21 protein-coding genes and 4 tRNA genes are annotated in these 25,059 nt (G+C 63.7%); 7 read left to right on the top strand and 18 right to left on the bottom strand.

Features of this window, described 5'->3' with window-relative positions:
* Nucleotides 1-60 precede the first annotated feature (60 nt).
* The 10 genes from era to Y882_RS09260 all read right to left on the bottom strand — a co-directional run bounded on the left by era (nucleotide 61) and on the right by Y882_RS09260 (nucleotide 11,452).
* Nucleotides 61-1,002, bottom strand: a complete 942-nt coding sequence (era, locus tag Y882_RS09305; RefSeq protein WP_046971637.1) for a GTPase Era — start codon at nucleotides 1,000-1,002, stop codon at nucleotides 61-63.
* Nucleotides 999-1,655, bottom strand: coding sequence for a ribonuclease III (gene rnc, locus Y882_RS09300; RefSeq protein ID WP_046971636.1), 657 nt, complete (start codon nucleotides 1,653-1,655; stop codon nucleotides 999-1,001). The genes era and rnc overlap by 4 nt, the downstream gene beginning before the upstream one ends.
* A gap of 15 nt (nucleotides 1,656-1,670) precedes the next feature.
* Nucleotides 1,671-2,048, bottom strand: a complete 378-nt coding sequence (locus tag Y882_RS09295; protein ID WP_046971635.1) for a DUF4845 domain-containing protein — start codon at nucleotides 2,046-2,048, stop codon at nucleotides 1,671-1,673.
* A gap of 144 nt (nucleotides 2,049-2,192) precedes the next feature.
* A complete protein-coding gene (gene lepB, locus Y882_RS09290) occupies nucleotides 2,193-3,095 on the bottom strand; it encodes a signal peptidase I (protein ID WP_046971634.1) in 903 nt (300 codons plus the stop codon).
* A 96-nt stretch (nucleotides 3,096-3,191) separates the two neighbouring features.
* Entirely contained in the window at nucleotides 3,192-4,982 is a 1,791-nt protein-coding gene (lepA, locus tag Y882_RS09285; RefSeq protein WP_046971633.1) for a translation elongation factor 4, read from the bottom strand.
* 292 nt (nucleotides 4,983-5,274) lie between these two features.
* On the bottom strand, nucleotides 5,275-6,762 hold the full coding sequence (locus Y882_RS09280) for a Do family serine endopeptidase (RefSeq protein ID WP_046971632.1): 1,488 nt from the start codon (nucleotides 6,760-6,762) through the stop codon (nucleotides 5,275-5,277).
* Nucleotides 6,763-6,873: 111 nt separating this feature from the next.
* Nucleotides 6,874-7,518, bottom strand: coding sequence for a sigma-E factor negative regulatory protein (locus tag Y882_RS09275; RefSeq protein ID WP_046971631.1), 645 nt, complete (start codon nucleotides 7,516-7,518; stop codon nucleotides 6,874-6,876).
* Nucleotides 7,515-8,111 carry an RNA polymerase sigma factor RpoE gene (rpoE, locus tag Y882_RS09270; RefSeq protein ID WP_046971630.1) on the bottom strand — a complete coding sequence of 199 codons (597 nt, stop codon included), beginning with the start codon at nucleotides 8,109-8,111 and terminating at the stop codon, nucleotides 7,515-7,517. The genes Y882_RS09275 and rpoE overlap by 4 nt, the downstream gene beginning before the upstream one ends.
* Nucleotides 8,112-8,388: 277 nt before the next feature.
* Entirely contained in the window at nucleotides 8,389-10,950 is a 2,562-nt protein-coding gene (locus tag Y882_RS09265) for a putative bifunctional diguanylate cyclase/phosphodiesterase (protein ID WP_046971629.1), read from the bottom strand.
* A 1-nt stretch (nucleotide 10,951) separates the two neighbouring features.
* On the bottom strand, nucleotides 10,952-11,452 hold the full coding sequence (locus Y882_RS09260) for a hypothetical protein (RefSeq protein ID WP_046971628.1): 501 nt from the start codon (nucleotides 11,450-11,452) through the stop codon (nucleotides 10,952-10,954).
* Nucleotides 11,453-11,655: 203 nt separating this feature from the next.
* Between Y882_RS09260 and Y882_RS09255 the strand changes: the two genes are divergently transcribed.
* Nucleotides 11,656-13,749, top strand: a complete 2,094-nt coding sequence (locus tag Y882_RS09255) for a 3-hydroxyacyl-CoA dehydrogenase NAD-binding domain-containing protein (protein WP_046971734.1) — start codon at nucleotides 11,656-11,658, stop codon at nucleotides 13,747-13,749.
* A 79-nt stretch (nucleotides 13,750-13,828) separates the two neighbouring features.
* Here Y882_RS09255 and Y882_RS09250 read toward each other — a convergent pair whose 3' ends face one another.
* The 5 genes from Y882_RS09250 to Y882_RS09230 all read right to left on the bottom strand — a co-directional run bounded on the left by Y882_RS09250 (nucleotide 13,829) and on the right by Y882_RS09230 (nucleotide 18,949).
* On the bottom strand, nucleotides 13,829-14,425 hold the full coding sequence (locus Y882_RS09250; protein ID WP_046971627.1) for a DUF2058 domain-containing protein: 597 nt from the start codon (nucleotides 14,423-14,425) through the stop codon (nucleotides 13,829-13,831).
* Between the two features lie 43 nt (nucleotides 14,426-14,468).
* On the bottom strand, nucleotides 14,469-14,672 hold the full coding sequence (locus Y882_RS09245; protein WP_244466309.1) for a SlyX family protein: 204 nt from the start codon (nucleotides 14,670-14,672) through the stop codon (nucleotides 14,469-14,471).
* 17 nt (nucleotides 14,673-14,689) lie between these two features.
* Nucleotides 14,690-16,027, bottom strand: a complete 1,338-nt coding sequence (locus Y882_RS09240) for a UDP-glucose dehydrogenase family protein (protein ID WP_046971625.1) — start codon at nucleotides 16,025-16,027, stop codon at nucleotides 14,690-14,692.
* A 164-nt stretch (nucleotides 16,028-16,191) separates the two neighbouring features.
* Complete coding sequence (locus Y882_RS09235) at nucleotides 16,192-16,968, bottom strand: FKBP-type peptidyl-prolyl cis-trans isomerase N-terminal domain-containing protein (RefSeq protein ID WP_046971624.1); 777 nt, start codon at nucleotides 16,966-16,968, stop codon at nucleotides 16,192-16,194.
* Between the two features lie 211 nt (nucleotides 16,969-17,179).
* Nucleotides 17,180-18,949, bottom strand: coding sequence for a cation:proton antiporter (locus tag Y882_RS09230; protein ID WP_046971623.1), 1,770 nt, complete (start codon nucleotides 18,947-18,949; stop codon nucleotides 17,180-17,182).
* A gap of 240 nt (nucleotides 18,950-19,189) precedes the next feature.
* On the opposite strand from Y882_RS09230, the gene Y882_RS09225 reads away from it, so the two are divergent.
* The 3 genes from Y882_RS09225 to Y882_RS09215 all read left to right on the top strand — a co-directional run bounded on the left by Y882_RS09225 (nucleotide 19,190) and on the right by Y882_RS09215 (nucleotide 19,502).
* Nucleotides 19,190-19,265: transfer RNA gene (locus Y882_RS09225), tRNA-Ala, on the top strand.
* A gap of 11 nt (nucleotides 19,266-19,276) precedes the next feature.
* A tRNA-Glu gene (locus tag Y882_RS09220) sits at nucleotides 19,277-19,352 on the top strand.
* A gap of 73 nt (nucleotides 19,353-19,425) precedes the next feature.
* Nucleotides 19,426-19,502, top strand: a tRNA-Asp gene (locus tag Y882_RS09215).
* 127 nt (nucleotides 19,503-19,629) lie between these two features.
* Here the strand turns inward: Y882_RS09215 and Y882_RS09210 are convergent.
* Both Y882_RS09210 and ppsR read right to left on the bottom strand, forming a co-directional pair.
* Complete coding sequence (locus Y882_RS09210; RefSeq protein ID WP_046971622.1) at nucleotides 19,630-20,121, bottom strand: DUF1249 domain-containing protein; 492 nt, start codon at nucleotides 20,119-20,121, stop codon at nucleotides 19,630-19,632.
* A 16-nt stretch (nucleotides 20,122-20,137) separates the two neighbouring features.
* The gene (ppsR, locus tag Y882_RS09205) at nucleotides 20,138-20,953 is read right to left on the bottom strand and encodes a posphoenolpyruvate synthetase regulatory kinase/phosphorylase PpsR (protein WP_046971621.1); all 816 of its coding nucleotides are present in this window, start codon (nucleotides 20,951-20,953) and stop codon (nucleotides 20,138-20,140) included.
* A 234-nt stretch (nucleotides 20,954-21,187) separates the two neighbouring features.
* Between ppsR and ppsA the strand changes: the two genes are divergently transcribed.
* The gene (ppsA, locus tag Y882_RS09200; protein WP_046971620.1) at nucleotides 21,188-23,560 is read left to right on the top strand and encodes a phosphoenolpyruvate synthase; all 2,373 of its coding nucleotides are present in this window, start codon (nucleotides 21,188-21,190) and stop codon (nucleotides 23,558-23,560) included.
* Between the two features lie 64 nt (nucleotides 23,561-23,624).
* Here the strand turns inward: ppsA and Y882_RS09195 are convergent, their stop codons facing one another.
* Entirely contained in the window at nucleotides 23,625-24,104 is a 480-nt protein-coding gene (locus Y882_RS09195) for a nuclear transport factor 2 family protein (protein WP_156171383.1), read from the bottom strand.
* An 85-nt stretch (nucleotides 24,105-24,189) separates the two neighbouring features.
* On the opposite strand from Y882_RS09195, the gene lepB (Y882_RS09190) reads away from it, so the two are divergent.
* Both lepB (Y882_RS09190) and Y882_RS09185 read left to right on the top strand, forming a co-directional pair.
* Nucleotides 24,190-24,864 carry a signal peptidase I gene (gene lepB / locus Y882_RS09190; protein ID WP_046971618.1) on the top strand — a complete coding sequence of 225 codons (675 nt, stop codon included), beginning with the start codon at nucleotides 24,190-24,192 and terminating at the stop codon, nucleotides 24,862-24,864.
* Between the two features lie 100 nt (nucleotides 24,865-24,964).
* Nucleotides 24,965-25,054, top strand: a tRNA-Ser gene (locus tag Y882_RS09185).
* Nucleotides 25,055-25,059: the final 5 nt, after the last annotated feature.

The raw sequence follows: 25,059 nt of genomic DNA, 5'->3' as shown, positions 1-25,059 counted from the left end.
AGTCAGGCATACCAGGCAGAGCCACGCGCTTGGCCTGCCCGATATCACGCATGCGCAGACTCAATCGGTGTATCCGAATTTCTTCAGCATGGTCTCGTCGTCGACCCAGCCTTCGCGCACCTTCACCCATAGACGAAGAAAAACTTTGCGCTCGAAGGTGCGTTCCATATGGCGACGCGCCGACGTGCCAATTGCCTTGAGCTGCGCACCGCCATTGCCGATCACGATGGCCTTCTGCCCATCGCGTTCCACCCAGATCACGGCGTGGATTTCGGCGATGCCATCAGGGCGATCGCTGAACTGCTCGATCTCCACCGTGGTGGCGTATGGGAGCTCCTGGTCCAGACGCAGCATGAGCTGCTCGCGCACCATTTCGGCGGCGAGGAAACGCTCGCTGCGATCGGTGACTTCGTCTTCGCCAAACACCGGCGGCTGCACCGGCAGGCGCTTGAGGATGCCCGTCTCCAGCTCCTTCAGGCCCTTCTCCTTCAGCGCGCTGACGTAGTAGACCTCGTCGAAACTGTGGCGCGCCATCAGCTCTGCCACGAAGGGCAGCATGGTGGTCTTGTCCTTGGCCAGGTCGACCTTGTTGATCACCAGCAGGCGCGGCACCTTCTGCTCGACCAGCGCGTCGTACAGCGCCTCGTCTTCATCGGTCCAGCGGCCCGCCTCGATCACCTGCACCACCACATCCACTTCACTGATGGCCGAACGCGCAGCGCGGTTGAGACTGCGATTCATCGCGCGCTTGGCGCCACGATGCAGGCCCGGCGTATCCACGTACATGATCTGGCCGGCCTCGCTGGTGGCGATGCCGAGGATGCGGTGGCGGGTGGTCTGCGGACGCGGGCTGACAATGGACAGGCGAAACCCGATCAGCGCGTTGAGCAAGGTGGACTTGCCCACATTGGGACGCCCCGCGAGCGCCACGGTGCCGCAGCGAAAATCGTCGTGGGGAAGTTCGGCCGGTGCGCCGAGATCGAGTTCGTCGTTGTCGTTCATGAGTTCAATTCCTGCATGAGGCGCAGCACGGTTTCAGCGGCGTCCTGTTCAGCGGCCCGGCGACTGGTGCCGTGACCCTCGGCCCGGATGGGTGCCGGTTCGTTGATTTCGCACGAGACGTCGAAGGTCTTGGCGTGGTCTTCGCCATGGCTGTCGATCAGATCGTACTGCGGCAAGGGCCAGCCGCGCGCCTGCAGCAACTCCTGCAGGCGGGTCTTGGCGTCCTTGGAAGAGCGCGGAATGGCCGCCACCAGCGGCTCGAACAGGCCGCGCACCACGTTGCGGCAGGCCTCGAAGCCGGCATCGAGATACACCGCCGCCAACAAGGCCTCGAAAGCGTCGGCGAGGATGGAATCGCGGCGGAAACCGCCGCTCTTCAATTCACCCGAGCCCAGCTTGAGCTCATCGCCCAGTTCCAGTTCGCGTGCGATGACGGCCAGCGCCTGGCCGTTCACCAACTGCGCGCGCAAGCGGGACAGCTCGCCCTCGCTCGCATTGGGGTGAGCCTCGTACAGCAGCTCGGCAACCACCACGCCGAGCAAGGCATCGCCCAGGAATTCCAGCCGCTCGTTGTTGGGCTTCCCGGCGCTGCGATGAGTCAACGCCAGTTCTGCGAGGGCAGGATCACGAAAACTATAGGCGAGCTTGGTCAAATCCTGGGCCTGTGCTTAACCTTCGACATTACCCTGCAGCGCCACGCTCTTTTCGAAGTGCAACAGGAAGTCGATGTTGTACATAAACGGAATGCGCTTGTCGTAGCTCACATTGAGCGACGTCGCATTGCCGGTGCGCTTGATGTTGATGTCCTGCGGCGTGATGGTGTCGTCGCTCACGTACTGGAAGTCGAGCTTCTTCATCAGGTCATTGCGGACCTGGGTCACCGACTTGGGACCATCTTCGCTCGCCAGCTGGTTCATGGCCTTGGTCACGCCCATGAACTCGGTATAGGCCGGCACCAGCTTCATGGCCATGTAGCCGAAAAAGCCCACCACCACCAACACCACGAGAAACCCGATCAGGGTGATGCCCGTTTGCTTCGATTTCATAGTCCCCTCGCTATGCCGCCTTTCGGCGATATCCGGTTTACTGGCAAGGCGCCACCCAGCCGCCCCGGAGGCGACTTGGCGCCTGCATTGTCGCGCCAAGCGGCCTGGAACGTCACCGGGCACAGACCTATGCCCGTCACGCTTTTAGTGAATGACCGTACCCATGCGATGGAAGGCCACGCCCGAGCCGGTCCAGCTCAGCCAGATCAGGAAGGCCTTGCCGGCCAGGTTCTGCTCCGGCAGGCAGCCCCACCAGCGGCTGTCGGTACTGTTGTAACGGTTGTCGCCCATCGCCAGGTAGCAGCCCTGGGGCACCACCAGCGGCACATGCGGGTTGGGCAGCGGCGGCGGCACGGTGTAGTTGGGCATGCGCGCAGTCAGGTGATTGACCACCCCGCCCTCGCCGTTGGGCAGGTGCTCGTTCCACACGGTGGCGCCCATTTCCAGCATCAGGCGCGATTCGGCGCGCTTGGGGTCGCCCTCGTATGGGCCAATCAGGTCCGCGGCTACCGGCTCGCCGTTCACGATCAACTGGTCGCCATGCATCTCAACGCGGTCGCCCGGCATGCCGATGATGCGCTTGATCCAGTTCTGGTTCGGCACCGGCGCATGCGGATCGGCGCAGCTCTGGTCGCCGCTGCGCACCAGCTTGCCGCCGTCTTCGCACAGATAACCCGGGAAGCGGAACACCACCACGTCGCCGCGCTTGGGCTCGCCCAGACTGACGAACTTGTTGTTGAAGGCCGGCATGCGCAGGCCATACGCAAATTTATTGACCAGGATGAAATCGCCGACATCCAGCGTCGGCATCATCGAACCGGACGGTATGCGGAACGGCTCGGCCACGAACGAACGCAACACCAGCACCACCAGCACCACCGGAAACAGCGAACGGGCCCAGTCCACCGCCACCGGCTCGTGCGGCTCCTTGCCCACCGCCTCGGCCTTGGCCTTGCGCGACTTGTAGAAGAACAGGCGGTCCAGACCCCACACCACGCCGAACAGCACAGTCAGGCCAAGCAGAATCGCCGAAAAATCAAAATCCATTGAAAGCTCCTCAGGAGCAGTGGAACGAGGGTGTGACAGGGAACCATCGATCGGCAGGATGCCAGGCGGCCTGCCATCGCTGCGACAAGCTCAGCTTTACTTATCCACCTTCAGGACGGCAAGGAAGGCTTCCTGCGGGATCTCCACACGGCCCACTTGCTTCATGCGCTTCTTGCCTTCCTTCTGCTTCTCCAGCAGCTTCTTCTTGCGGCTGACGTCGCCGCCGTAGCATTTGGCCAGCACATTCTTTCGCAGCGCCTTCACCGTCGAGCGCGCGACGATCTGCGCGCCGATCGCCGCCTGGATCGCCACGTCGAACTGCTGGCGCGGAATCAGATCCTTCATGCGCTCGACCAGGTCGCGGCCACGACGCTCGGCATGGACGCGATGCACGATCAGGCTCAGCGCGTCCACGCGGTCACCATTGATCAGCACGTCCACGCGCACGAACGGGCCTGCCTCGAAGCGCTCGAAGTGATAGTCCATCGACGCATAGCCGCGCGACACCGACTTGAGGCGATCGAAGAAATCGAGCACGACCTCGGCCAGCGGCATTTCATAGGTGATCTGCACCTGGGTGGCCAGGTACTGGATGGAACGCTGCACGCCGCGCTTTTCTTCGCACAGCGTGATGATGTTGCCGATGTAGTCCGGCGGCGTGAGGATGCTGGCGACGATGATCGGTTCGCGGATTTCCTGCATCAGATGCGGCGCCGGCAACTTGGCCGGGTTGTCCAGCATCAGGATCGAGCCGTCGCTCTTGAGCACTTCGTACACCACGGTCGGCGCGGTGGTGATCAGGTCCAGGTCGTATTCGCGCTCCAGGCGCTCCTGCACGATTTCCATGTGCAGCATGCCGAGGAAGCCGCAGCGGAAACCAAAGCCCATCGCCTCGGAGCTTTCCGGCTCGAAGAACAGCGCCGCGTCGTTCAAGCGCAACTTGTCGAGCGCTTCGCGCAGCGCCGGATAATCGTCGGCCGAGACCGGGAACAGGCCTGCAAACACGCGCGGCTGCATGGTCTGGAAACCCGCCAGCGGTTTCTCGGCGGGCTTGGCCGCCAGTGTCAGCGTGTCGCCGACCGGGGCGCCGTGCACATCCTTGATCGACGCCGTGATCCAGCCCACTTCACCCGGCGACAATTTGGCGAGCTTCTTGCGCTTGGGCGTGAACACACCCACTTCGCTCACCTCGTGCGCGCGGCCGGTGGACATCACCAGCAGTTTGTCGCCGGGCTTGATCTCGCCCTGCACCACGCGCACCAGCGACACCACGCCAAGGTAGTTGTCGAACCACGAGTCGATGATCAATGCCTGCAGACGATCGGTGTCACCCACCTTCGGCGGCGGAATGCGCGCCACGATGGCTTCGAGCACTTCCACCACGTTCTGGCCGGTCTTGGCGCTCACCGCGACCGCGTCGTCCGCATCGATGCCGATGACGGCCTCGATTTCGCCCTTCACCTTTTCCGGATCGGCGGTGGGCAGATCGATCTTGTTGAGCACCGGCACGACTTCCAGGCCCATCTCCACTGCGGTGTAGCAGTTGGCGACGGACTGGGCTTCCACGCCCTGCGCGGCGTCCACCACCAGCAACGCGCCCTCGCAGGCGGCCAGCGAGCGGCTGACCTCATAGGAGAAGTCGACGTGACCCGGGGTGTCGATGAAGTTGAGCTGATAGGTCTTGCCGTCGCGCGCCGTGTACGGCAGCGACACCGACTGCGCCTTGATGGTGATGCCGCGCTCGCGCTCGATCGGATTATTGTCGAGCACCTGCGCCTCCATCTCGCGTTCGGTCAAGCCGCCGCAGATCTGGATGATGCGGTCCGCCAAGGTGGACTTGCCGTGATCGATATGGGCAATGATGGAGAAATTTCGAATCAGTTCCATGGAGCACGCTAGCGGCGTTCACTGATCTGCGGTACGCGCAGGCAGCGCATGACCGGGATGGTCACACGAACCCGGCATTATCGCATGGAACCGTGCCACTTCGGGCATCGGGAAAAGCGGGCCATCTCAAGGGGATAAGCGAGATCGGAACGCCTCGTTGCGAGGCGTCGCGCGATCCCTCCCAGAAGAGCGATGGTGGCCCAAGCGCCCATCGCTCCGCTTGTTCCGGCCTTGCGCAGCCGGAACACGACCGGTCACCCCGCAGCGACTGCCATCGCCGCGAACGGCGACCTCAGCCGTCCTTGCCACCGGGCACGGTCAGCCCGATGAAACCACTCTGGTCGCCATGACGGACCAGCAGAAGCACGGTGTCACCGGGCTTCGCCCCCTTGGTCGCCTCGCGGAAAGCGGCCGCGGTGCCCACCTTGGTCTGGTTGACCATCAAGATCACGTCGCCAGCCTGCAAGCCGGCCCGCGCCGCCACCGCACCACTCACCTGGCTGATGCCCACGCCTTCGCCGGCCTTGAGGCCAAGCTGCTGGCGACTGTCGCCATCGAGATCCTGAACGGACAGGCCCAGGGCACTGGCCGCTGCCTTGGCCGCCGGCTGCTCCGTATCGGCAGCCGCCATTTTGGCGTTCTTGTCGCGCGGCATTTCCGCCACGGTGACCGGCACATTTTCTTTCTTGCCGTCACGCAGGATCTCGAGGGTGGCCTTGCTGCCCGGGGGCGTCTGGCCCACCAGCGGCGGCAGGTCCGCACTCTGATTGATGCTCTGGCCGTTGTACGCCAGGATCACGTCGCCCGGACGGATGCCCGCCTTGTCGGCGGCGCTGCCCTTGTTGACCTGGGTCACCGCTGCGCCGCTCGCATTGTCGAGCTTGAGCGCCTTGACCATGTCATCGCTGACCTGCTGCACCATCACGCCGAGCTGGCCGCGCGACACATAGCCCTTCTCCTTGATCTGCTTGACCACGTTCATGGCCACATCGATCGGAATGGAGAAAGCCACGCCCTGGTAACCGCCGGTGTTGGAATAGATCTGCGAATTGACGCCGACCACGCGGCCCTGCAAATCGAACAGCGGGCCGCCGGAGTTGCCGCGGTTGATCGGCACGTCGGTCTGGATGAAGGAGGTATACGGCTGATCCTGGCTGCCCAGGTTGCGCCCCACTGCGCTCACGATGCCTTGTGTCACGGTGTAGTCGAAGCCAAACGGCGAGCCGATCGCCAGCACCCACTGACCCGGCTTGAGCGTGCGCGAATCGCCGATCGACACCGGCGACAGGCCACCCTTGGGGTCCACCTTGAGCAAGGCGATATCGTATTGAGGGTCGCTGCCCACCAACTTGGCGGTGAGCACTCGGCGGTCCTGCAGGCGCACGGTCACCGTATCGGCGCCATCCACCACATGATTATTGGTAAGCACATAGCCATCGCCGGAGATGATGAAGCCGGAACCCAGCGAGGTGTGCTGCTGCTCTTCCGGCGAGGGCATCATCGGCATGCCGAAGAAGCGTCGCAGCATGTCCATCTGCGGATCGTCGTCATCGTCCGGCGCATCGGGCATGCCGCGTGCACCCGCACGGGCCTTCGTCTGCTTCTTGCCGTTGAACTTGGCCTCGACATGCACCACCGACGGCGCATTCTTCTGCACGATGCCGGTGAAGTCGGGCAGACCCGACACCGTCGGCGCCGCGCTCTGGGCCTGCACTCCGCCGGCCAGGGCCAAACTCATCAAGACGCTGCACGACAGCGTCCGCAAGACAAGTCGATTCATGCACTACTCTCCTTCTGCGTCTCAGGCACACCATGCCGGCCCGCAGATCAGGCGGGCATGGAGGGGTGAAAGGGAACGATCAGGCCGCGGCAAGGGACACACGGCCTTCGATCATTGCGGTCCGGCGGCGGACTGCGCGGGCTGCTGGTCCGGATGTATCAGCAACAGATAGCGGCCATCGCCATTGCTGACCACCGGATAGCGCGCGACACGGTAGGGCGTGAGGCTGTTGCGCGAATACAGCGGCGTGCCACTGTCGCCCTCCAGCGTGGCCGAGGCCTGCTGGCTCATCTTGTACGGGACTTCGGAATAGACATTCAGACCCGGCGGCGCCACCGCAGGAGTTTCCGACTGCGCGACCTGGGTGTTGTTTTGCGCAGAGGGAGCGGCTGCCGAAGCGACCTGCGGCGAGAGGCGATCAGCGCCCTGCCCGGCTGGCTGCGCCACCATCAACGCGGCAACGGCCACGCCGGCGGCGATCGCACCGCCCGCCGACCAATGCAGCCAATGACGCCGCTTGCCCTGCTGCACCGTGACGCCTTCGCGCTCGATCGCCTGCATCACGCGGGTGGCGAAATCGGCGGAGGCCAGCGCCGGCAGCTCGCGACGCAGACCGTCACGGGCAACGTGGTAGCGGGACCAGTCCTGCTGCAGCGACGCGTCGTGATCAAGCCTGCGCAGCAAAAAGCGCAGCTCTTCCTTGGACAGTTGCCCGTCCATGCCAGCAGAAAGGTTTTCGCGTTGATGATCAGTCATGGGTTCTTGCCCTCGCGGTCCGACAACAGCGGCCGCAATTTTTCATCGATAGCTTCGCGCGCCCGAAATATACGTGAACGTACCGTACCGATCGGACAGCCCATCGCCTCGGCGATTTCCTCGTAGCTGAGGCCGTCCACTTCACGCAGGGTGATCGCGGTGCGCAATTCCTCAGGCAGGGCTTGGACAGTGGAAAATACCGTTTGTTCAATTTCCTGTCGCATGAGTTCACGCTCGGGGGTGGCGCTCTCATGCATGCGGTCCGCGCCGGGCACGAAGGCGGCATCGTCGATGGCGATATCGTCGGCGGGCGGGCGGCGGCTCATCGCCACCAGATGGTTCTTGGCGGTATTGACGGCAATCTTGTACAGCCAAGTATAGAAAGCACTCTCGCCACGGAAGGACCCGATCGCCCTCCAGGCACGGATAAAGGCCTCCTGGGCCACGTCTTCACATTCCGCGTGGTTCTTCAGATAACGGGAGACCAGGCCCACGACCTTGTGCTGGTACTTGCGCACCAGCAGATCGAAGGCCCGTTTGTCCCCCTGTTGGACGCGCTCGACCAGCGCGCTGTCCAGTTCATTTTCGCCCATCCGGGCCATCTCCTTCGTCGATGCTGCCACGCGCCCTGGGATGCCTTGTGAATGGATGCGAGCTGCTCAGACAAGAACTTCACGTTCTAGTTCAGAGAGACCCCCATCCCCGGGACGACAAGTGCGCCAACGCGGCGACACCGATGGTGGAAACGCATGGGCACTCCCAAGGGAGCACCGGTCATGACGAAAGGACCACCACCGCCCCAGCAGTGCGGCCCACGGGCGCATCGGGCGCCCTACCCTTGAGTATGGGGCTCTTCGCGGCGCACGCAAGTCAAGCGGCGGTATCGCTGATGCCGGCCAGCAGGCGCTGGCGCTCCAGCAACAGCTTCTCGAACACCGGCTGCGGCAGCGGACGGCAGAACAGAAAGCCCTGCAGTTCATCGCAGGCATTGGCGCGCAGGAACTCCATGTGCTGCTCCGTCTCCACGCCCTCGGCCACTACGCCGCGCTTGAGGCGATGGGCCATTTCGATGGTGGCGCGCACGATGGCCTCGTCGTCGGGATCCACACCGATGTTCTTGACGAAGCTCTGGTCGATCTTGATGCGATCGGCCGGCAGCTTGCGCAGATAGTCCAGCGAGGCGGCACCGGTGCCGAAGTCGTCTATGGCGATGCGCACGCCCAGCCGATGCAGGCCCTGCAGGTTCTCCACCAGGTTGGGCGCAGCCTTGATGCTGATGCTTTCGGTGATCTCCATTTCCAGCAGGTTGGCCTCCAGCCCGCTCTCGTCGAGCGCGGCCGAGACCACTTCCAGCAGGTTGGGCTGCATCAGCTGCACGGCCGAAAGGTTCACGCCCAGGCGCAGGCCCAGGCCGAAACGGCGCTCCCATTCCTGGGCATGCCGGCAGGCCGCACGCAGCACCCACTCGCCGATGGAGACGATCAGCCCGGTTTCCTCCGCTAGCGGAATGAAGAAGCCTGGACCAATGAAGCCCAGTTCCGGGTGCTCCCAGCGAACCAGCGCTTCCATGCCCACGATGTCTTCGGTGACCGCATCCACCTGCGGCTGATAGAACACGCGCAACTCGCCCTTGTGCTCGGCGTGGCGCAGGCCGGATTTCAGCGCGAGGTTCTGCTGTTGCGACTGCTCGGCGCTGCCCTCGAAGATCTGATAGTTGTTGCGGCCCAGGCTCTTGGCGGCATACATCGCCTCGTCGGCGTGCTTGAGCAAGGTGTCGGCATCGGGAGCATCGTCGGGGAAGAAGCTCACGCCGATGGACGCCGTCACCTGCAGCTCGGTGCCGTCGTCGATGCGCAAGGGAGCGCCCATCACCTGCACGATTTTCTCGGCGATGCGCAGCACGTCTTCGTTCTTGACGATGTGGCGCAGGATCACCACGAATTCGTCGCCGGCGTAGCGCGCCACGGTATCGGACGCCCGCACGCTGCCACGCAAGCGCTGCGTGGTGGTCAGCAGCACCTGGTCGCCCACCGCGTGGCCGAGCGTGTCGTTGACCGTCTTGAAGCGATCCAGATCGACGAACAGCAGGGCAAAGCACTCGCCCGTGCGATTGGCCTCGCGGATCACCGTATCAAGTCGGTCGTTGAACAGCAGGCGATTGGGCAGGCCGGTCAAGGCATCGAGCAGGCCTTCCGCGCGGCCCTGCTCGCGGGTATGGCGCAGCTCGATCGCATGGGCAAATCGCGAGGCGGCGCATCGAAGCACGGGCTGCACGATGTCCAGCGCCGGCAACGGCTGGCGCGTACCCACCAGCAGAGCGCCGAGCACAGTGCGGCGCTCGTCCTGCAGCGGCCAGCCGGCAAAACCGGCCAGGCCAAGCTGGGCCAGCAAAGGATCCATCGGCGCAAGCCGCCCGGCATCGGCCTGATGCAGCATGGCCTGACCCGACAGCACCAGCCGCAACGAGCTTTGCAGGTGCGGGCCGGGCCACAGTTGTTCGTCGCCACGCCAGTACTGCACGAGCTGCACCGGTGCGCCGCCCTCATCCGGGCGCGCGGACCACACGGCGACATAGTCCAGGCCCATTTCCTCAAACAGCAGGCGGGCCGCCTCGGTGATGCCTTCGTCGCCGCTGCCGGCGCCGAACATGCGCGCCAGCAAGCCGAGCGCCACCTCGGCGCGGGCACTGGCCCGATCGCTGCGGAACATCAAGGCGACCGCATCGCGACCGGCGTGTTGAATCGCCCGTGCGCTGGCTTCACCCGCATCCGCGCCGCGCGATGAACGTCGACGACCGGCATGCCACTGGCGCGAGCCCTCGGCAATCACCTGCTCGATGGTGGCTTCCTTGAAGGCCAGCACATCCTTGAGCGGTCGGCCGCGCAGTTCGTGATCGCCGAGACCGCTGTTGCGTGCCACGGCAGGGCTGTATTCAACCAGCTGGCCGCGCACCGGATCGACGATCAACCATTCGCTGTCGACCTCCTCGAAGGCGAAGCGGTAGTCGCCACTCGTTGAAGTTGCCAGGCCGTCGCCGGAACTGTCCTGTCGCGCGCCCATCCGATGGACCCGCTGCCAGCGCGAGAGCAGTTCGTGCTCGATCTGCGAGGCATACAGCCAGTCGGCAATGCCCGCCGGCAACACGTTGGGCTTGAGCACGGCAGCGTCGTCGAGCACGGCAAGAATGGGCGCCCCGACGCAGGCCGGCACGCCGCGCAGAACGTCGATGCCCGCCATGCCCTCGCGACCGTCGCCCTCGAACACGATCACGATCAACGCCAGTGGCGGCCGACCTTCGAGCAGGATGCCGGCATGGGTGGCGTCGCGGGCGGAGTGCACCACGAAATGGCCGTCACGATCGAACGTATCGAACAGGGCTCGACGCAGCTCACGCTGCGCGGCAACGACGAGGATGCCCGCATTGCTCGTCATATCAGAGGATCCAACGACCGTCGCGCAGGCGCGGACGCTGCGCCGGCTCGGACTGGCAGCTCAGGCGTACCAGCACGTCGTTGAAACTGGCCACGAAAGACTCCGGCGGATCGAGCATGACCACCCGGCGCACATGCCCCGAGGTGGCGCGCGCCAGCTGGCGCAGCAAGGTGGCATCGGCCATCGGCAGCGGCAGCGGCAGGCGCTGCAGCAGATAGATGCCGAAGTGATTGCTCTGCAGCATGTAGCGCAGCGCGATATTGAGGCGTTGCGAGCCGGGCAAGCCGACGTGTTCTTCGCGCAGGTTGCCCAGCCCCAGCTCCGGATTCCACAGGTACACGGCCTGCCCGCTCCGCCGTACCAGCGGCCGCAGCAACCCGACCAGGCCGACCTTGTCGCCGCCCTCGAGCGCAATCAGATTGCCCCGGGCCGCAAGGATGCGCTCGAGGATTTCAGCGCCGCCCTGCAGGGGGCTGGCGGGAGTGGCGATGGAGGTATTCATTCCGGCCTAAATTACGTGTTCTGCGGCAGTTCGCATAGGGAGGGACCAAGCCTCGCCGGAAACCGTGATGCATTTCATGCGGCAGCGCACAGCCCGGGTTTTTACGGGGTGTTCATCCGCCCCGGGGAGCTCCGCCGGTCGTCTCGCAATCCTCGCTACGGGAGGGTATGGTGCAAGGCCTCGTGGCCACTCTCCTTATCCCCATGTTCGAAGGATTGCGCTTCAATCATTGGAAGACGAGCCTGGATGACAGCGGCATCGTCACCCTCTCCCTCGATCGCGCCGGCAGCAAGGTCAACGCCATTTCGCGCGACGTGCTGGACGAACTGGGCCAGATCGTGGAGCGCCTGGCCATCGAGAAGCCGGCCGGCGTGCTGATCCATTCGGCCAAGCCGTTCGGCTTTGCGGTGGGCGCGGACATCAAGGAGTTCGTCAGCTATGCCCAGCAGGGCACGGTGCTGGAGAACATCGAAAACGGCCAGCGCGTCTACGAATCGCTGGCCCGCCTGCCCTGCCCCACGGTGGCTGCCATCCATGGCGCCTGCATGGGCGGCGGCACCGAACTGATCCTGGCCTGCCGCCAGCGCATTGCTGCCGATGACGACAAGACGCGCATCGGCCTCCCCGAAGTCATGCTGGGCATTCACCCCGGCTGGGGCGGCACCGCCCGCCTGCCGCGACTGATCGGCGCCACCGACGCCCTGCCCGTCATGCTTACGGGCAAGGCCTTGTCGGCCAAACGCGCCCTGGCGCTGGGCGTGGTCGACCGGCTCGCACCGCCGGCCGAATTGCTGGCCGAGGCGCGCGCCCTGCTGCGCCGCCCGCATGCACGTCCCTTCGCCCTGCGTGCGAAAGCCTGGGCCACCAACACCTGGCTGGCGCGTCAGCTGCTCGCACCGATGGTGATCAAGCAGACGGCCGCCAAGGTACGCAAGGAACATTACCCCGCGCCGTTTGCCTTGATCGACGTATGGAAGCGCGGCGGCGCCAGCATCCAGCAGCGCCTCAAGCTGGAGGCGCGCTCGGTCGCCAAGCTGGCCGAAACCTCGACCGCGCAGAACCTGATTCGCATCTTCTTCCTGCAGGAACGCATGAAGAGTCAGGGCAGCGGCATCGAGCACGGCATCAAGCATGTGCACGTGGTCGGCGCCGGCGTGATGGGCGGCGACATTGCGGCCTGGGCCGCCTTCAAGGGCTTCGAGGTCACGCTGCAGGACCGCGAGATGAAGTTCATCCAGCCCGCACTGGATCGCGCCCGCCAATTGTACGAAAAGAAGCTCAAGACGGCCGACAAGGTGGATGCCGCCGTTCGTCGCCTGCGCGCCGATGTGGAAGGCAAAGGCGTGGCCACGGCTGACCTGGCGATCGAAGCGATCTTCGAGAATGCCGATGCAAAGAAGGCGCTGTACGCCACCATCGAGCCGCAATTCCAATCCAACGAACTGCTCGCCACCAATACGTCGAGCATTCCGCTGGACGAACTGCGCGTCGGCCTGAAGGCACCGCAGCGCTTCCTTGGCCTGCACTTCTTCAATCCGGTGGCGCAGATGCCGCTGGTGGAAGTGGTGCGCCACGACCAGCTCGATACGAATGCCGAGCAGCGCGCGCTGGCCTTCTGCAAGGCGATCGGCAAGCTGCCGGTGGCGGTCAAGGGAACCCCGGGCTTCCTGGTCAACCGCATCCTGATGCCTTATCTGCTCGAAGCCATGCGCCTGTACAGCGAAGGCGTGCCGGGTCCGGTGCTCGACAAGGAAGCGAAGAAATTCGGGATGCCGATGGGTCCGATCGAGCTGGCCGACACGGTGGGCCTGGACGTCTGTGCCTCCGTCGGCAAGGAACTCGCTCCCTTCCTCGGACTGGAACTGCCACCCGGCCTGGAAGACAAACTGGCCGCCGGCAAACGCGGCAAGAAGGATGGCCAGGGCATCTACGTCTGGCAGGACGGCAAGCCGCAGAAGCCGGAAGTCGATCCCGACTACGCGGTACCAGCCGACCTGCAGGACCGCATGATCCTGCCGATGGTCAACGAAGCGGTGGCCTGCCTGGCCGACCACGTGGTCGACGATGCCGACCTGCTCGATGCCGGCGTGATCTTCGGCACCGGCTTTGCGCCGTTCCGCGGTGGCCCGATCCAGTACGTGCGCAGCGAAGGCGCTGCCGTGGTGAAGGGCAAGCTGGAACGCCTCGCGCAGCGCTACGGCGAACGCTTTACGCCGAAGAACGGCTGGGATCTGCCGACGCTCGCCAAGACGGGTTTTGATCTGCCGGTCGGTGAGGTTTCAGACGCAGACGCCTGAACAACTTTCATAGGCACCAAAAAAAAACGCCCGGCATAGACCGGGCGTTTTTTTTGTCGGCGCAGTTAGAGCAATCCGCTCACCACATCAGGTCATCGGGCACGCCATCTTCGCCAACGCTACCGGTGCTGCCCGGCTCCACCAGCAAGGCGATCTGGTTGGCGTCGACCGCCTTCACCTGCTCGGCTAGTTCACGCGTCACTACCAGATAACGCCCCTGCTGCTGCACGACGCCGAGTTCGCCTGCGTTGATCGCCTTGAGTTGATCCGCGTCCACATGCACGCGACGAATCTTGCCGCCGTATTCAAAATGCCGAACGTGATCAACCTCGGGCTTGTTCAAGGTCTTGCCTTCCAGCAATTGCTGGATCTTCAGCTTGCGCTCGCGACGAACGCGCGCCTCTTCGGCCGCGGCCTGTTCGGCACGCTTGCGCTCGTTTGCTTCGGTCTGCGCGCGGATCGCATAGGCCTTGGCCAGGTCGATCTCTTCCTGGCTTCTGGGACCGGAAGGCTTGCCGTGCGGCTTGTGCTGGCCCGGCTTGCCACCCTTGGAGGGCGATCCGCCCTGGCGCTGCGGATAAGGCTTGCCACTGGACGGCGCCGGCGGGCGCTTCTCTTCGCGGACCTGTTTGACGATGCCGCTCTTGAGCAGCTGATCGCGCAGGGAATCGGCCATGGTTGAAACTCGCTTGCGTAGTGCGGTGACTAAAAGGCGGCAATCAATAATGCGGCGGCGGCGGTTCGCTGTGTGGATCATGACCTTGCGAGCTGCGCAGCGATGACAGCTCGCTGCGCAAACCGCGGATCAGATCCTCCAGCGCCGCCAATCGCATGGACAGCTCCGCATCGGCGGAGGCCAGCGCGTTCACCGTGTCATCGACAAAGGTGAGCCGCACTTCGAGCTCCGTCAACCGTTGCTGCATGGATTCGTCCGCCATGCTCAGCGTCTCAGGCTGCGACCGCGACCGATACCGTAGTACGCCAGCCCCGCTTCTTCCACCGCGGCGGGATCGTAGAGGTTACGGCCGTCGAACACCGCAGGCTCAGCCAGCATGTCGCGGATGCGCGCGAAATCGGGGCTGCGGAACGCCTTCCACTCCGTCACGATGGCAAGCACGTCGGCACCCTGCAGGGCTTGATAGGCGCTGTCGCACAGGGCCAGATCATCGCGATCACCGTAGATGCGATGCGTCTCGTGGCGTGCCTCGGGGTCGAACGCGCGCACCTTGGCGCCCGCCTTCCACAGCGCTTCCATCAGATGTCGGCTCGAGGCTTCGCGCATGTCGTCGGTGTTGGGCTTGAACGCCAGCCCCCACAGCGCGATCGTTTTGCCGGCGATCTGGCCGTCGAAGTGACGCAAGATCAGTTCGAACAGCTTGGTCTTCTGGTCGTGGTTCACCGATTCGACCGCACCCAGCAGGCGGGCGCTATAGCCGACGCCGCGTGCCGTGCGCTCCAGCGCCTGCACGTCCTTGGGGAAACACGAACCACCGTAGCCCGCACCCGGATAGATGAAGTGGTAGCCGATACGCGGATCCGAACCGATACCCTGTCGCACCAGCTCGATATCCGCGCCCACGCGCTCGGCGATGTTGGCGATCTCATTCATGAAGCTGATCTTGGTGGCAAGCATCGCGTTCGCTGCGTACTTGGTCAGCTCGGCGGAGCGCTCATCCATCACCACCGTGCGCTCATGGTTGCGATTGAACGGCGCATACAGCTTGCGCAACACGCCAATGGCGCGTTCGCTGGAGCTGCCGATGACAATGCGGTCGGGGCGCAGGCAGTCTTCCACTGCGTCGCCTTCCTTCAGGAATTCGGGATTGGATACCACGTCGAATTCGACCGTCACGCCGCGCTTGGACAGTTCGTCTGCGATGGCATCGCGCACGCGGTCGGCGGTACCCACGGGCACCGTCGACTTGTTCACCACCACCGTGTAGCGGTCCATGTGCTGGCCAATCGTGCGAGCGACGCCGAGCACGTATTTGAGATCCGCACTGCCGTCTTCGTCAGGCGGCGTGCCGACGGCAATGAATACAACCTGGCCGTGCGCAATTCCCGGTGCCGGATCGGTGGTGAAGTCCAGCTGCCCGCTCGCGTGGTTGCGCTTGACGATGGGCTCCAGGCCCGGCTCGTAAATGGGGATGTCGCCGTTTTTCAGGCGCTCGACCTTGCCTGCGTCGATATCGACGCAGACCACGTGGTTACCCATTTCCGCCAGGCAGGCGCCGGTGACCAAACCCACATAGCCGGTGCCGAAGATCGTGACCTTCATTGTCGTGAAAACTCCAGGAGACAAGACGCAAGATTGTATCAGGCCGATGGCGGCCACGGAGGCCGTGCAGCCTTTATGCCGCAACCAAAAAACGCCGACCCAAAAAAACACGGGGCGCGAATTGCTTCGCGCCCCGTGCATCGATCAACCAGCTTTGGTGGCGATTACTTCGCGCCGCCAGCCTGATCAGCAGCGGCCGTCGGGCCGGTCTTGACCAGGGTGACGTCGAAGATGATCGTCGAGTTCGGCGGGAAGCCGTTCTGCGGCTGGGCGCCGTAGGCAATGTTGGCCGGGATGAAGAACTTGTAGTGGCCGCCGACCTGCATCAGCTGCATGCCTTCACGGAAGCCCGGGATCACGCCGGCGAGCGGGATCGAAGCAGCACCGCCGCCTTCATGCTTGGACGAATCGTCGAACACTTCGCCGTTCACGAACGAACCGACGTAGTTGACCTGCACGGTGTCGCTCGGACCCGGGCGGGCGCCCGTACCCTGGCTGATCACCTGGTACTGCAGACCCGAAGCGGTGCTCTTCACGCCCGGCGCGGTCTTGTTCTTGGCGAGGAAGGCAGCGCCTTCGCTCTGGTTCTTGGCGGCGACCTGGGTGTACTCGGCCTTGGCCTTGGCCTGCAGATTGGCCACGAATGCGTCACGAACCTGCTTGGCTTCGGCTTCGCTCATGGTCGGCTTCTGGCCCGACAGGGCGGACTGCAGAGCGCGAGCGACCGTGGCCGGATCCACTTCCGCGCGGACCAGCGGCGGCAGCGAGCTGGCCAGATCCCAACCGACCACGTAGCTGGCCTTGGTCTTGTCCACTGCAGCGGGAGCTGCCGCGGCGGGAGCAGCGGCGGGCTTCGCGGCCTGTGCGTGCACGCCAGCGGTCGAGCCCAGAGCAACAGCGAGCGCGGCCGCCGTCAGCGTGGGACGCAGAAAATGCTTCATGTAGAACTCCCTCGTATTGGATATGCCGGCGCTACCGGACTTAAGGCCCCCCCGATGGAGGCAGGCCCCGCATTGTGCGGTGCTTGCTTAGTCTTGGCAACGATAGTGGCGGTATGACCGTCAGTCGTGATTAAAAGTTCACGTTTCGACGAAAAACGTGGTTTTTTACGATTCTTGCACGCGTATTTCAGTAGGCCGTGCGTCCAGGGGCTCAGTGATGGCCATCCTCGGACCGGCCCGGCTTATCCAGGGTGTCGCGCAAAGCCGCCTGAAGTCGCGCGTGGACCTGCACCAGGCCCCGCCACAGCAGCCACGCCAGCAGCAGCAAAACCAGCACCAGCACGATGGCCACCTCGCGCGGCGGCAGGATGGTCGAGGCCAGCGCCGCGACCAGCAGGCCCAGCACCCACATGGTCGCAAGTGGAATGAAGCGCGCCAGCAGACCCCGGATATGCATGTTGTAGGCGCCGCCAATGCGCTCGGGGATGCTCAACTCCGCCAGCAGCATGCCCAGCGCCGACGCCTTGCGGTAGGCGGCCACGATCATGGGCAGTGAGACGATCGCCGCAATCGACCAGGCCAGGCTGCGTTTGACCTGCGGACTATCGGCCAGCCAGTCCCAGTGGAAAAAGCCGCGCCGATACAGATAGGACATGATCAGGAACGCCGCCACCACCAGCATCATGTTGATGATCACGTGCCACACCAGGCGTCGGATCATCTTGGCCACCACCACGCCCTGCCCGCCCAGGCTCAGGTTGCCCATCCAGTCCGTATAGGCACCCAGCAGACCGATGAGGCCCTGGGGCATTCGTCGCGATAGCCCGCTGGCCAACGGGTCCGATGCGCGGATCAGGTAGGGCGTGAGAAACGTGGTGATGGCCGATACGGCGACCGCCACGGGGTAAAGAAAACCGCTGGTCACCTTCAAGGTGAGTCCCAGTGAGGCGATCACAAAGGAGAACTCGCCAATCTGCGCCAGGCCCATGCCCACGCGCAACGAAGTGCGCCCGTCATTGCCGGCGACGAACGTACCGAAGCTGCAGGTAATGACCTTGCCCAGCACCACCACCGTGGTGACGACGATGATGGGCAGCCAGTATTCCTTGAGCATGGCCGGGTCGATCAGCATGCCGATGGCGACGAAGAAGATCGCGCTGAACATGTCGCGCACCGGCCCGATGATGCGCTCGATCCGCTCCACACTCTGCGATTCGCCCACGATCGCGCCGATCATGAAGGCGCCCAGCGCCACGCTGTAACCCATCTCGGTGACCAGCAGGCAGAAGCCGAAACACAGGCCGAGCACGGCCACCAGCAGCACGTCGTCGCGACTGACGCGCGCGATGTAATCGACCACGCGTGGCACCAGCAGCAGGCCAACCACCAGCGACACGGCCATGAACAGCGTGAGCCGACCGACCGCCGCCATCGCTTCGCTGGCCTCCAGGCCGCCAGTACTGGCGATACCGGTGAGCAAAGCCATCAACACGATGGCAATCACGTCCTCGATGATCAGGATGCCGAACATCAGTTGCGCGAAGCGCTCGCGCTTGAGATCCAGGTCATCGAGCGCCTTCATGATGATGGTGGTCGAGGACATCGAAAGCATGGCGCCCAGGAACAGCGCATCCATCGAACTCCAGCCGAAGAAACGGCCTATCTCGTAGCCCAGCCACAACATCAGCACGATTTCGCACACCGCCGCGACCAGCGCCGCGCCGCCCACCTCGCGCAGCTTTTTCAGGCTGAATTCCAGCCCCAATGCGAACAGCAGCAGGATCATGCCCAGTTCGGACAAAGTACGGATGGTCTTCTCGTCGTGGATGAACACCACGGGGAAGGTATACGGCCCGACCAGCACGCCGGCGATGATGTATCCGAGCACGACCGGCTGACGCAGCCGCTGAAAGATCACCGTCGTCAGGCCCGCGATCAGCATGACGGTCGCGAGGTCCTGGATGAAGTGCAAATCGTGCATCAATGAAATCCGTCGGAGCGTCCCGCAAGACTAACAATCGCGCACCCGATGCACAGCCCTGAATGATGACAACGATCATCCGAGCGACAAAAACGCCGGTCACACAGAACGCGCGGCAAACTCAGGCGCGGCTAACTGCTTGTTGTGATTCATTCGTGAAGAAAAGTTGAAATATTTTCACGACGAACGCTTGACGAAAACTCGATCCCTGTCTATTCTTTCGGGCTTCCAGAGGCACACGGGGCCATAGCTCAGCTGGGAGAGCGCCTGCATGGCATGCAGGAGGTCGGCGGTTCGATCCCGCCTGGCTCCACCAAATTTAGATACGTCCCCATCGTCTAGAGGCCTAGGACATCACCCTTTCACGGTGGCGACCGGGGTTCGAATCCCCGTGGGGACGCCACTCTACCGATCAAACGGCAAGAGTGGTCAAGGACGAAATCTAAAGGTGCAGTGCTGGAAGCAGTAAAAAATGTGGAGCGGTAGTTCAGTCGGTTAGAATGCTGGCCTGTCACGCCGGAGGTCGCGGGTTCGAGTCCCGTCCGCTCCGCCACTTTACGAAGAGCCCGCCATTGGCGGGTTTTTTGTTGCCTGCGATTCACCGTACCCCTGTAGGAGCGCACCCTGTGCGCGAAAAGCCTACGAAGCGGAGACGCCGCCGTCGCGCACAGGGTGCGCTCCTACAACGACGTCTCATCCGGCGAGCGATGACCTTCCTGCCGGACCAGCGTCCCCTTCGAATGCCCCTGCTCCGCCAGGTATTCCAGCCAGCGCGATAGAAACCCGTTCATCCGCAACCGGTGCTGCAGCACCGTATGCGCCGGCGGAAACGGACCGAGTACCTGCCACAGGTGGCGGCCCGGATGGCAATGCAAGGCCTCGGCCACGTGCGCATCGGTGTACATGCGCAACTGCGCCGACGGCGACGGCTGACCCGTGTGCGCGTCGACGAAGTTGTAGGTGAGCTCGAGCTCCAGCGTGTACGGATGCCGTTCCTGCACCTGCAAGCGCACATCCAGGCCATCGTCCACGCTGGAGAGATAGAACCCCGGCGCCAGCTCCTGCGGCGTAAACAGCCGCACCAGCCGATGGTAGTTCTCGGCGTAAAGCCCCATCAGGAAGCCGAAGCGTCCTGGCAGCAAGGCTTGGCGACTGTCTAATACGGCACTCATGGGCGGTACGAACTCCTTAGAACATGGTCCGCTCGATACCGAAGCGGTCAAAAATCTTGCTGGCAATCTCTTCGATGGACACGTGCGTGGTGTTGAGGCTGGGAATGCTTTCACGGCGCATCAACTTTTCGGCCTGCGCCAATTCCCAGCGGCACTGCTCCAGCGTCGCATAACGGCTGCCGGCGCGCCGCTGTTCGCGGATCTGCGCCAGCCGCATGGGGTCGATGGTGAGACCAAACAGCCGATCCTTGTACGGGCGCAGGCGCGCCGGCAGTTCGAGTTTGTCGAGGTCGTCGTCGGTCAAGGGGTAATTGGCGGCGCTGACACCGTAATGCAAGGCCATGTAAAGACATGTTGGCGTCTTGCCCGAGCGCGACACCCCCACCAGGATCAGGTCGGCCTGAGCATAGTCCACGTCAATACCGTCATCGTGTGACAGCGCATAGTTCGTGGCATTGATGCGGGCCTCGTACTTGTCGAAGTCCACCAGGCCATGCGAGCGGTTCACCGCTCCGGAACGCTTGGCGCCCAGCTCATCCTCCAGCGGACCGATGAACGGCGCAAACACGTCCAGCATCAGCCCGCCGCTCTCGGCCACGATCTCGCACAACTCGCGCGAGGCCATGGTGTTGACCACGATCGGCCGCTCGCCGGTTTGCGCATAACGGGTCTTGATGCGCAGCGCCGCCGCCTCGGCTTTTTGGGCGTCATCGATGAACGGCAGGCGGTGCTTATCGAACTGCACACCCTCAAACTGGGCCAAAATACTGTTGCCGATCGTTTCCGCCGTAATACCAGTGGAATCGGAGATATAGAAAACGGTTCGCTGCATGGCTGATCCAAAGTCCCTGGTGGTTCTTGGCCATCACCTTAGCGCAAGGTGAAAAGCCTGTCTTTGCTTGACTCACGGCTGACTGGTATTGCGTTGGCGCTGGTTTTCGCCCGAATGGTCTTCTTGTGCTGCGCACCATCGGCAGCGGACAATACCAGTTCTTTGTAGCCCGATTTCTCCCCGAAACCGGGCTACGGCTGTTTTGAAACCCTACGAGCTCTCGAGGAGACTCCCTTGAACGATCTGGTGCTTTGGCTCGACACGCTGCGCATGACCGACCTGGGCAAGGTTGGCGGCAAGAATGCGTCGCTTGGCGAAATGATCGGCAATCTCGCCAAGCTCGGCGTGTCCGTGCCCGGTGGTTTTGCCACCACCGCTGACGCGTTCCAGGAATACCTCGACAAGAGCGGCGTCGCCAAGCGCATCCAGCAGCGCCTCGCCTCGCTCGACGTCGATGACGTGATGGCGCTGACCGCGGCCGGCAAGGAGATCCGCGAATGGGTCACCGAGACGCCGCTGCCGGCGGATCTGGACAAGGCCATCCGCGATGCCTACGCCAAGCTCTGCAAGGACGCCGGTGCCGAGAATATCGCGGTAGCCGTGCGCTCCTCCGCCACTGCGGAAGACCTGCCCGACGCCTCGTTCGCCGGCCAGCAGGAAACCTTCCTCAACGTGGTCGGCATCGAGGACGTGCTGCACAAGGTGAAGGAAGTCTTCGCCTCGCTCTACAACGACCGCGCCATCGCCTACCGCGTGCACCAGGGCTTCAAGCACGAAGACGTGTTCCTCTCCGCCGGCGTGCAGCTGATGGTGCGCTCGGACGTGGGCGCCTCCGGCGTGCTGTTCACGCTGGACACCGAGTCGGGCTTCCGCGACGTGGTGTTCGTCACCGGCTCGTACGGCCTGGGCGAAATGGTCGTGCAGGGCGCCGTCAATCCCGATGAGTTCTACGTGTTCAAGCCCACGCTGAATGCCGGCAAGCCTGCCGTGCTGCGCCGCAGTCTCGGCGCCAAGCAGCAGCGCATGGTGTACTCCGACAAGCCCGGCGAGCGCGTGCGTATCGAAGAAACACCCGCCGAACTGCGCAACAAGTTCTGCATCAGCGATGAGGACGTGCAGGAACTGGCCAAGCAGGCGCTGATCATCGAGAAGCACTACGACCGCCCGATGGACATCGAGTGGGCGAAGGACGGCAACACCGGCAAGCTCTACATTGTGCAGGCCCGTCCGGAGACGGTGAAGTCGCGTGCGCATGCCACGCAGCTGGAACGCTTCCATCTCAACGAGAAGGGCAAGGTGCTGGCCGAAGGCCGCGCCATCGGCCAGAAGATCGGCTCGGGCAAGGCGCGCGTGATCCGCTCGCTGGCCGACATGAACAAGGTACAGACCGGCGACGTGCTGATCGCCGACATGACCGATCCCGATTGGGAGCCGGTGATGAAGCGCGCCGCGGCCATCGTCACCAATCGCGGCGGCCGCACCTGCCACGCCGCCATCATCGCGCGCGAACTGGGTGTGCCGGCGGTGGTGGGCACGGGCAATGCGCTCGAGCTGATTCCGGACGGCGCGGAAGTCACCGTGTCCTGCGCCGAAGGTGACACCGGCACCATCTACGAAGGCCTGCTGAAGTTCGACCGCGTCACTGCGGATCTCGGCGACATGCCCGAAGCGCCGCTGAAAATCATGATGAACGTGGCCAACCCTGAGCGCGCGTTCGACTTCGGCATGCTGCCGAACGCCGGCATCGGCCTGGCCCGCCTGGAAATGATCATCGCCAGCCATATCGGCGTGCATCCGAAGGCGCTGCTGGAATACGCCAAGCAGGACGCGGAAACCAAGAAGAAGATCGACGAGCGCATGGCCGGCTATGCCGACCCGGTGTCCTTCTACGTCGATCGCCTGGCCGAAGGCATCGCCACCATCGCGGCTTCGGTGTACCCCAAGCCGGTGATCGTGCGCCTGTCCGACTTCAAGTCGAATGAGTACGCCGGCCTGATCGGCGGCTCGCGTTATGAGCCGCACGAAGAGAACCCGATGATCGGCTACCGCGGCGCCAGCCGTTATGTCGACCCGGGCTTCGCCGAGTCCTTTGGCCTGGAGTGCAAGGCAGTCAAGCGCGTGCGCGAAGTGATGGGCCTGGACAATGTGTGGGTGATGATTCCGTTCGTACGCACGCTGGGCGAAGGCCGCAAGGTCATCGAGGTGCTGGCCAAGAACGGCCTCAAGCAGCGCGAGCACGACCTCAAGGTCATCATGATGTGCGAAGTGCCGTCCAACGCCCTGCTCGCCGACGAGTTCCTCGACATCTTCGACGGCTTCTCGATCGGCTCCAACGACCTCACCCAGCTCACCCTGGGCCTGGACCGCGACTCCAGCATCGTCGCCAACCTGTTCGACGAGCGCGACCCGGCGGTGAAGAAACTGCTGGCCATGGCCATCAAGACGGCCCGCGACAAGGGCAAGTACATCGGCATCTGCGGCCAGGGCCCGTCCGACCATCCGGATCTGGCCGAATGGCTGATGGATCAGGGCATCGAATCGGTCTCGCTCAACCCGGACACCGTGGTGGATACCTGGCTGCGTCTGGCCAAGCGCAAGGCGGCATGAGTCTGCCAACGCATGCGTGACTCGAAGGGCGGTGGCGACACCGCCCTTCTTTTTTGCGCCGCATTCAAGGAGTGCACGCCCGCCCACCCGTATCGAACGTGCTCTCGTCGGATTGAATCCGTCCGTGGCGAACCGTGAGAAACGTGGCGATCGGCATGGCGAGCGCCGAACTTCCCTGCCCGCTCCTGGCGACGAAACGCACCGCCACGTGATCTCCCTGCGCAACTACTTGTTCGACCTCGTCGCGGATGTCGGGATACGCCACAAACAAGGCGCGATAGGTGCGCAGCACGTCGGCGGGCCCGCTGCGGTTGGCACAAAAATCGGACGAGGCCAGCCTGGCATCATCCGCATACAGGCTCGCCATCGCCGCCGCATCGTGCCGGTTGAAGGCGTCAAACATTGCCTGCACCACGGCCTGGGGCGATGGCGACGCCCGTGCCGAATCGCTCAACCCTGCTGCCAGCAGTACCAGGCTTGCTGCTTTCATAGCGTTCTCCCAAGTGAAGCGCGGGGGAAAGCTTCGCGCCTGGCGGCGCGCCACGCGTGCCTTTGCTTGCTCACTTCAGAGGTGAAACTTAAGGCGCCAAGCGCGGTCCACACAGGAACGCGATCGGAGGGGCACGTCCATGCAACGACTGACCAGGCTGTTGGCGAACAACAAGGGCTTCCTCACCTTCATGCTTTGCATGTTCATGTTCCGCAGCGCCGTCGCCGACTGGAACGTGGTGCCCACCGGCTCGATGCAGCCGACCATCGAAGTCGGTGACCGCATCGTGGTCGACAAAGCCGCCTATGACCTGCGCGTACCATTCACCCATGTATCGCTGCTCCACCGCGCCGACCCGCAACGGGGTGACATCGTGGTGCTCGATTCCAGCGCAGCGGGCGAGCGACTGGTGAAACGCGTCATCGGCGTTCCCGGCGACCAGATCGCCCTGCTGCAGAACCACCTGTATGTGAACGGCAAGGCGGCCGAATACCGCTTTACCCAGGTCGCCGGCATCCGCGACGATCGCGAGGATCCGGCGCTGTACGCCATGGAGAACACCGGCCAGCTCAGCCACGCCGTGCGGTGGTCGATTGCCGCCCAGGGCCACACGCGCGACTTCGGCCCCGTGACGGTGCCACCCGACCAGTACCTGCTGCTGGGCGACAACCGCGACAACAGCGCCGACTCGCGCTATTTCGGCTTTTTCCCCCGCAACGAGATCACCGGCCGAGCCACCCGCGTCGCCCTCTCATTGGACCCCGGCAACCACTATTTGCCACGCGCAGACCGCTGGGGAGCGGCATTGCGCTAGTCAATAGCGTTTATCTTGTCCGAAATGCCCCTGCCCCCATTGCCAGCCTTTACGTCATTACGTAAAATCGTCGGCTCGCGTGGACCACACGCACATCTTTGGAGAGGTGGCAGAGTGGTCGAATGTACCTGACTCGAAATCAGGCGTACGTGTAAGCGTACCGTGGGTTCGAATCCCACCCTCTCCGCCAGACAC

Source organism: Dyella japonica DSM 16301 (genome assembly GCF_001010355.1).
Lineage (GTDB): Bacteria > Pseudomonadota > Gammaproteobacteria > Xanthomonadales > Rhodanobacteraceae > Dyella > Dyella japonica.
This window is presented reverse-complemented; position numbering and strand designations above follow the sequence as displayed.

What these genes read in the sequence shown, in the direction of transcription:
- era (WP_046971637.1), bottom strand. Translation starts at nt 1,002, where the DNA reads ATGAACGACAACGACGAACTCGATCTCGGCGCACCGGCCGAACTTCCC.
- Y882_RS09295 (WP_046971635.1), bottom strand. Translation starts at nt 2,048, where the DNA reads ATGAAATCGAAGCAAACGGGCATCACCCTGATCGGGTTTCTCGTGGTG.
- lepB (WP_046971634.1), bottom strand. Translation starts at nt 3,095, where the DNA reads ATGGATTTTGATTTTTCGGCGATTCTGCTTGGCCTGACTGTGCTGTTC.
- lepA (WP_046971633.1), bottom strand. Translation starts at nt 4,982, where the DNA reads ATGGAACTGATTCGAAATTTCTCCATCATTGCCCATATCGATCACGGC.
- Y882_RS09280 (WP_046971632.1), bottom strand. Translation starts at nt 6,762, where the DNA reads ATGAATCGACTTGTCTTGCGGACGCTGTCGTGCAGCGTCTTGATGAGT.
- Y882_RS09275 (WP_046971631.1), bottom strand. Translation starts at nt 7,518, where the DNA reads ATGACTGATCATCAACGCGAAAACCTTTCTGCTGGCATGGACGGGCAA.
- rpoE (WP_046971630.1), bottom strand. Translation starts at nt 8,111, where the DNA reads ATGGGCGAAAATGAACTGGACAGCGCGCTGGTCGAGCGCGTCCAACAG.
- Y882_RS09265 (WP_046971629.1), bottom strand. Translation starts at nt 10,950, where the DNA reads ATGACGAGCAATGCGGGCATCCTCGTCGTTGCCGCGCAGCGTGAGCTG.
- Y882_RS09260 (WP_046971628.1), bottom strand. Translation starts at nt 11,452, where the DNA reads ATGAATACCTCCATCGCCACTCCCGCCAGCCCCCTGCAGGGCGGCGCT.
- Y882_RS09255 (WP_046971734.1), top strand. Translation starts at nt 11,656, where the DNA reads ATGTTCGAAGGATTGCGCTTCAATCATTGGAAGACGAGCCTGGATGAC.
- Y882_RS09250 (WP_046971627.1), bottom strand. Translation starts at nt 14,425, where the DNA reads ATGGCCGATTCCCTGCGCGATCAGCTGCTCAAGAGCGGCATCGTCAAA.
- Y882_RS09245 (WP_244466309.1), bottom strand. Translation starts at nt 14,672, where the DNA reads ATGCAGCAACGGTTGACGGAGCTCGAAGTGCGGCTCACCTTTGTCGAT.
- Y882_RS09240 (WP_046971625.1), bottom strand. Translation starts at nt 16,027, where the DNA reads ATGAAGGTCACGATCTTCGGCACCGGCTATGTGGGTTTGGTCACCGGC.
- Y882_RS09235 (WP_046971624.1), bottom strand. Translation starts at nt 16,968, where the DNA reads ATGAAGCATTTTCTGCGTCCCACGCTGACGGCGGCCGCGCTCGCTGTT.
- Y882_RS09230 (WP_046971623.1), bottom strand. Translation starts at nt 18,949, where the DNA reads ATGCACGATTTGCACTTCATCCAGGACCTCGCGACCGTCATGCTGATC.
- Y882_RS09210 (WP_046971622.1), bottom strand. Translation starts at nt 20,121, where the DNA reads ATGAGTGCCGTATTAGACAGTCGCCAAGCCTTGCTGCCAGGACGCTTC.
- ppsR (WP_046971621.1), bottom strand. Translation starts at nt 20,953, where the DNA reads ATGCAGCGAACCGTTTTCTATATCTCCGATTCCACTGGTATTACGGCG.
- lepB (WP_046971618.1), top strand. Translation starts at nt 24,190, where the DNA reads ATGCAACGACTGACCAGGCTGTTGGCGAACAACAAGGGCTTCCTCACC.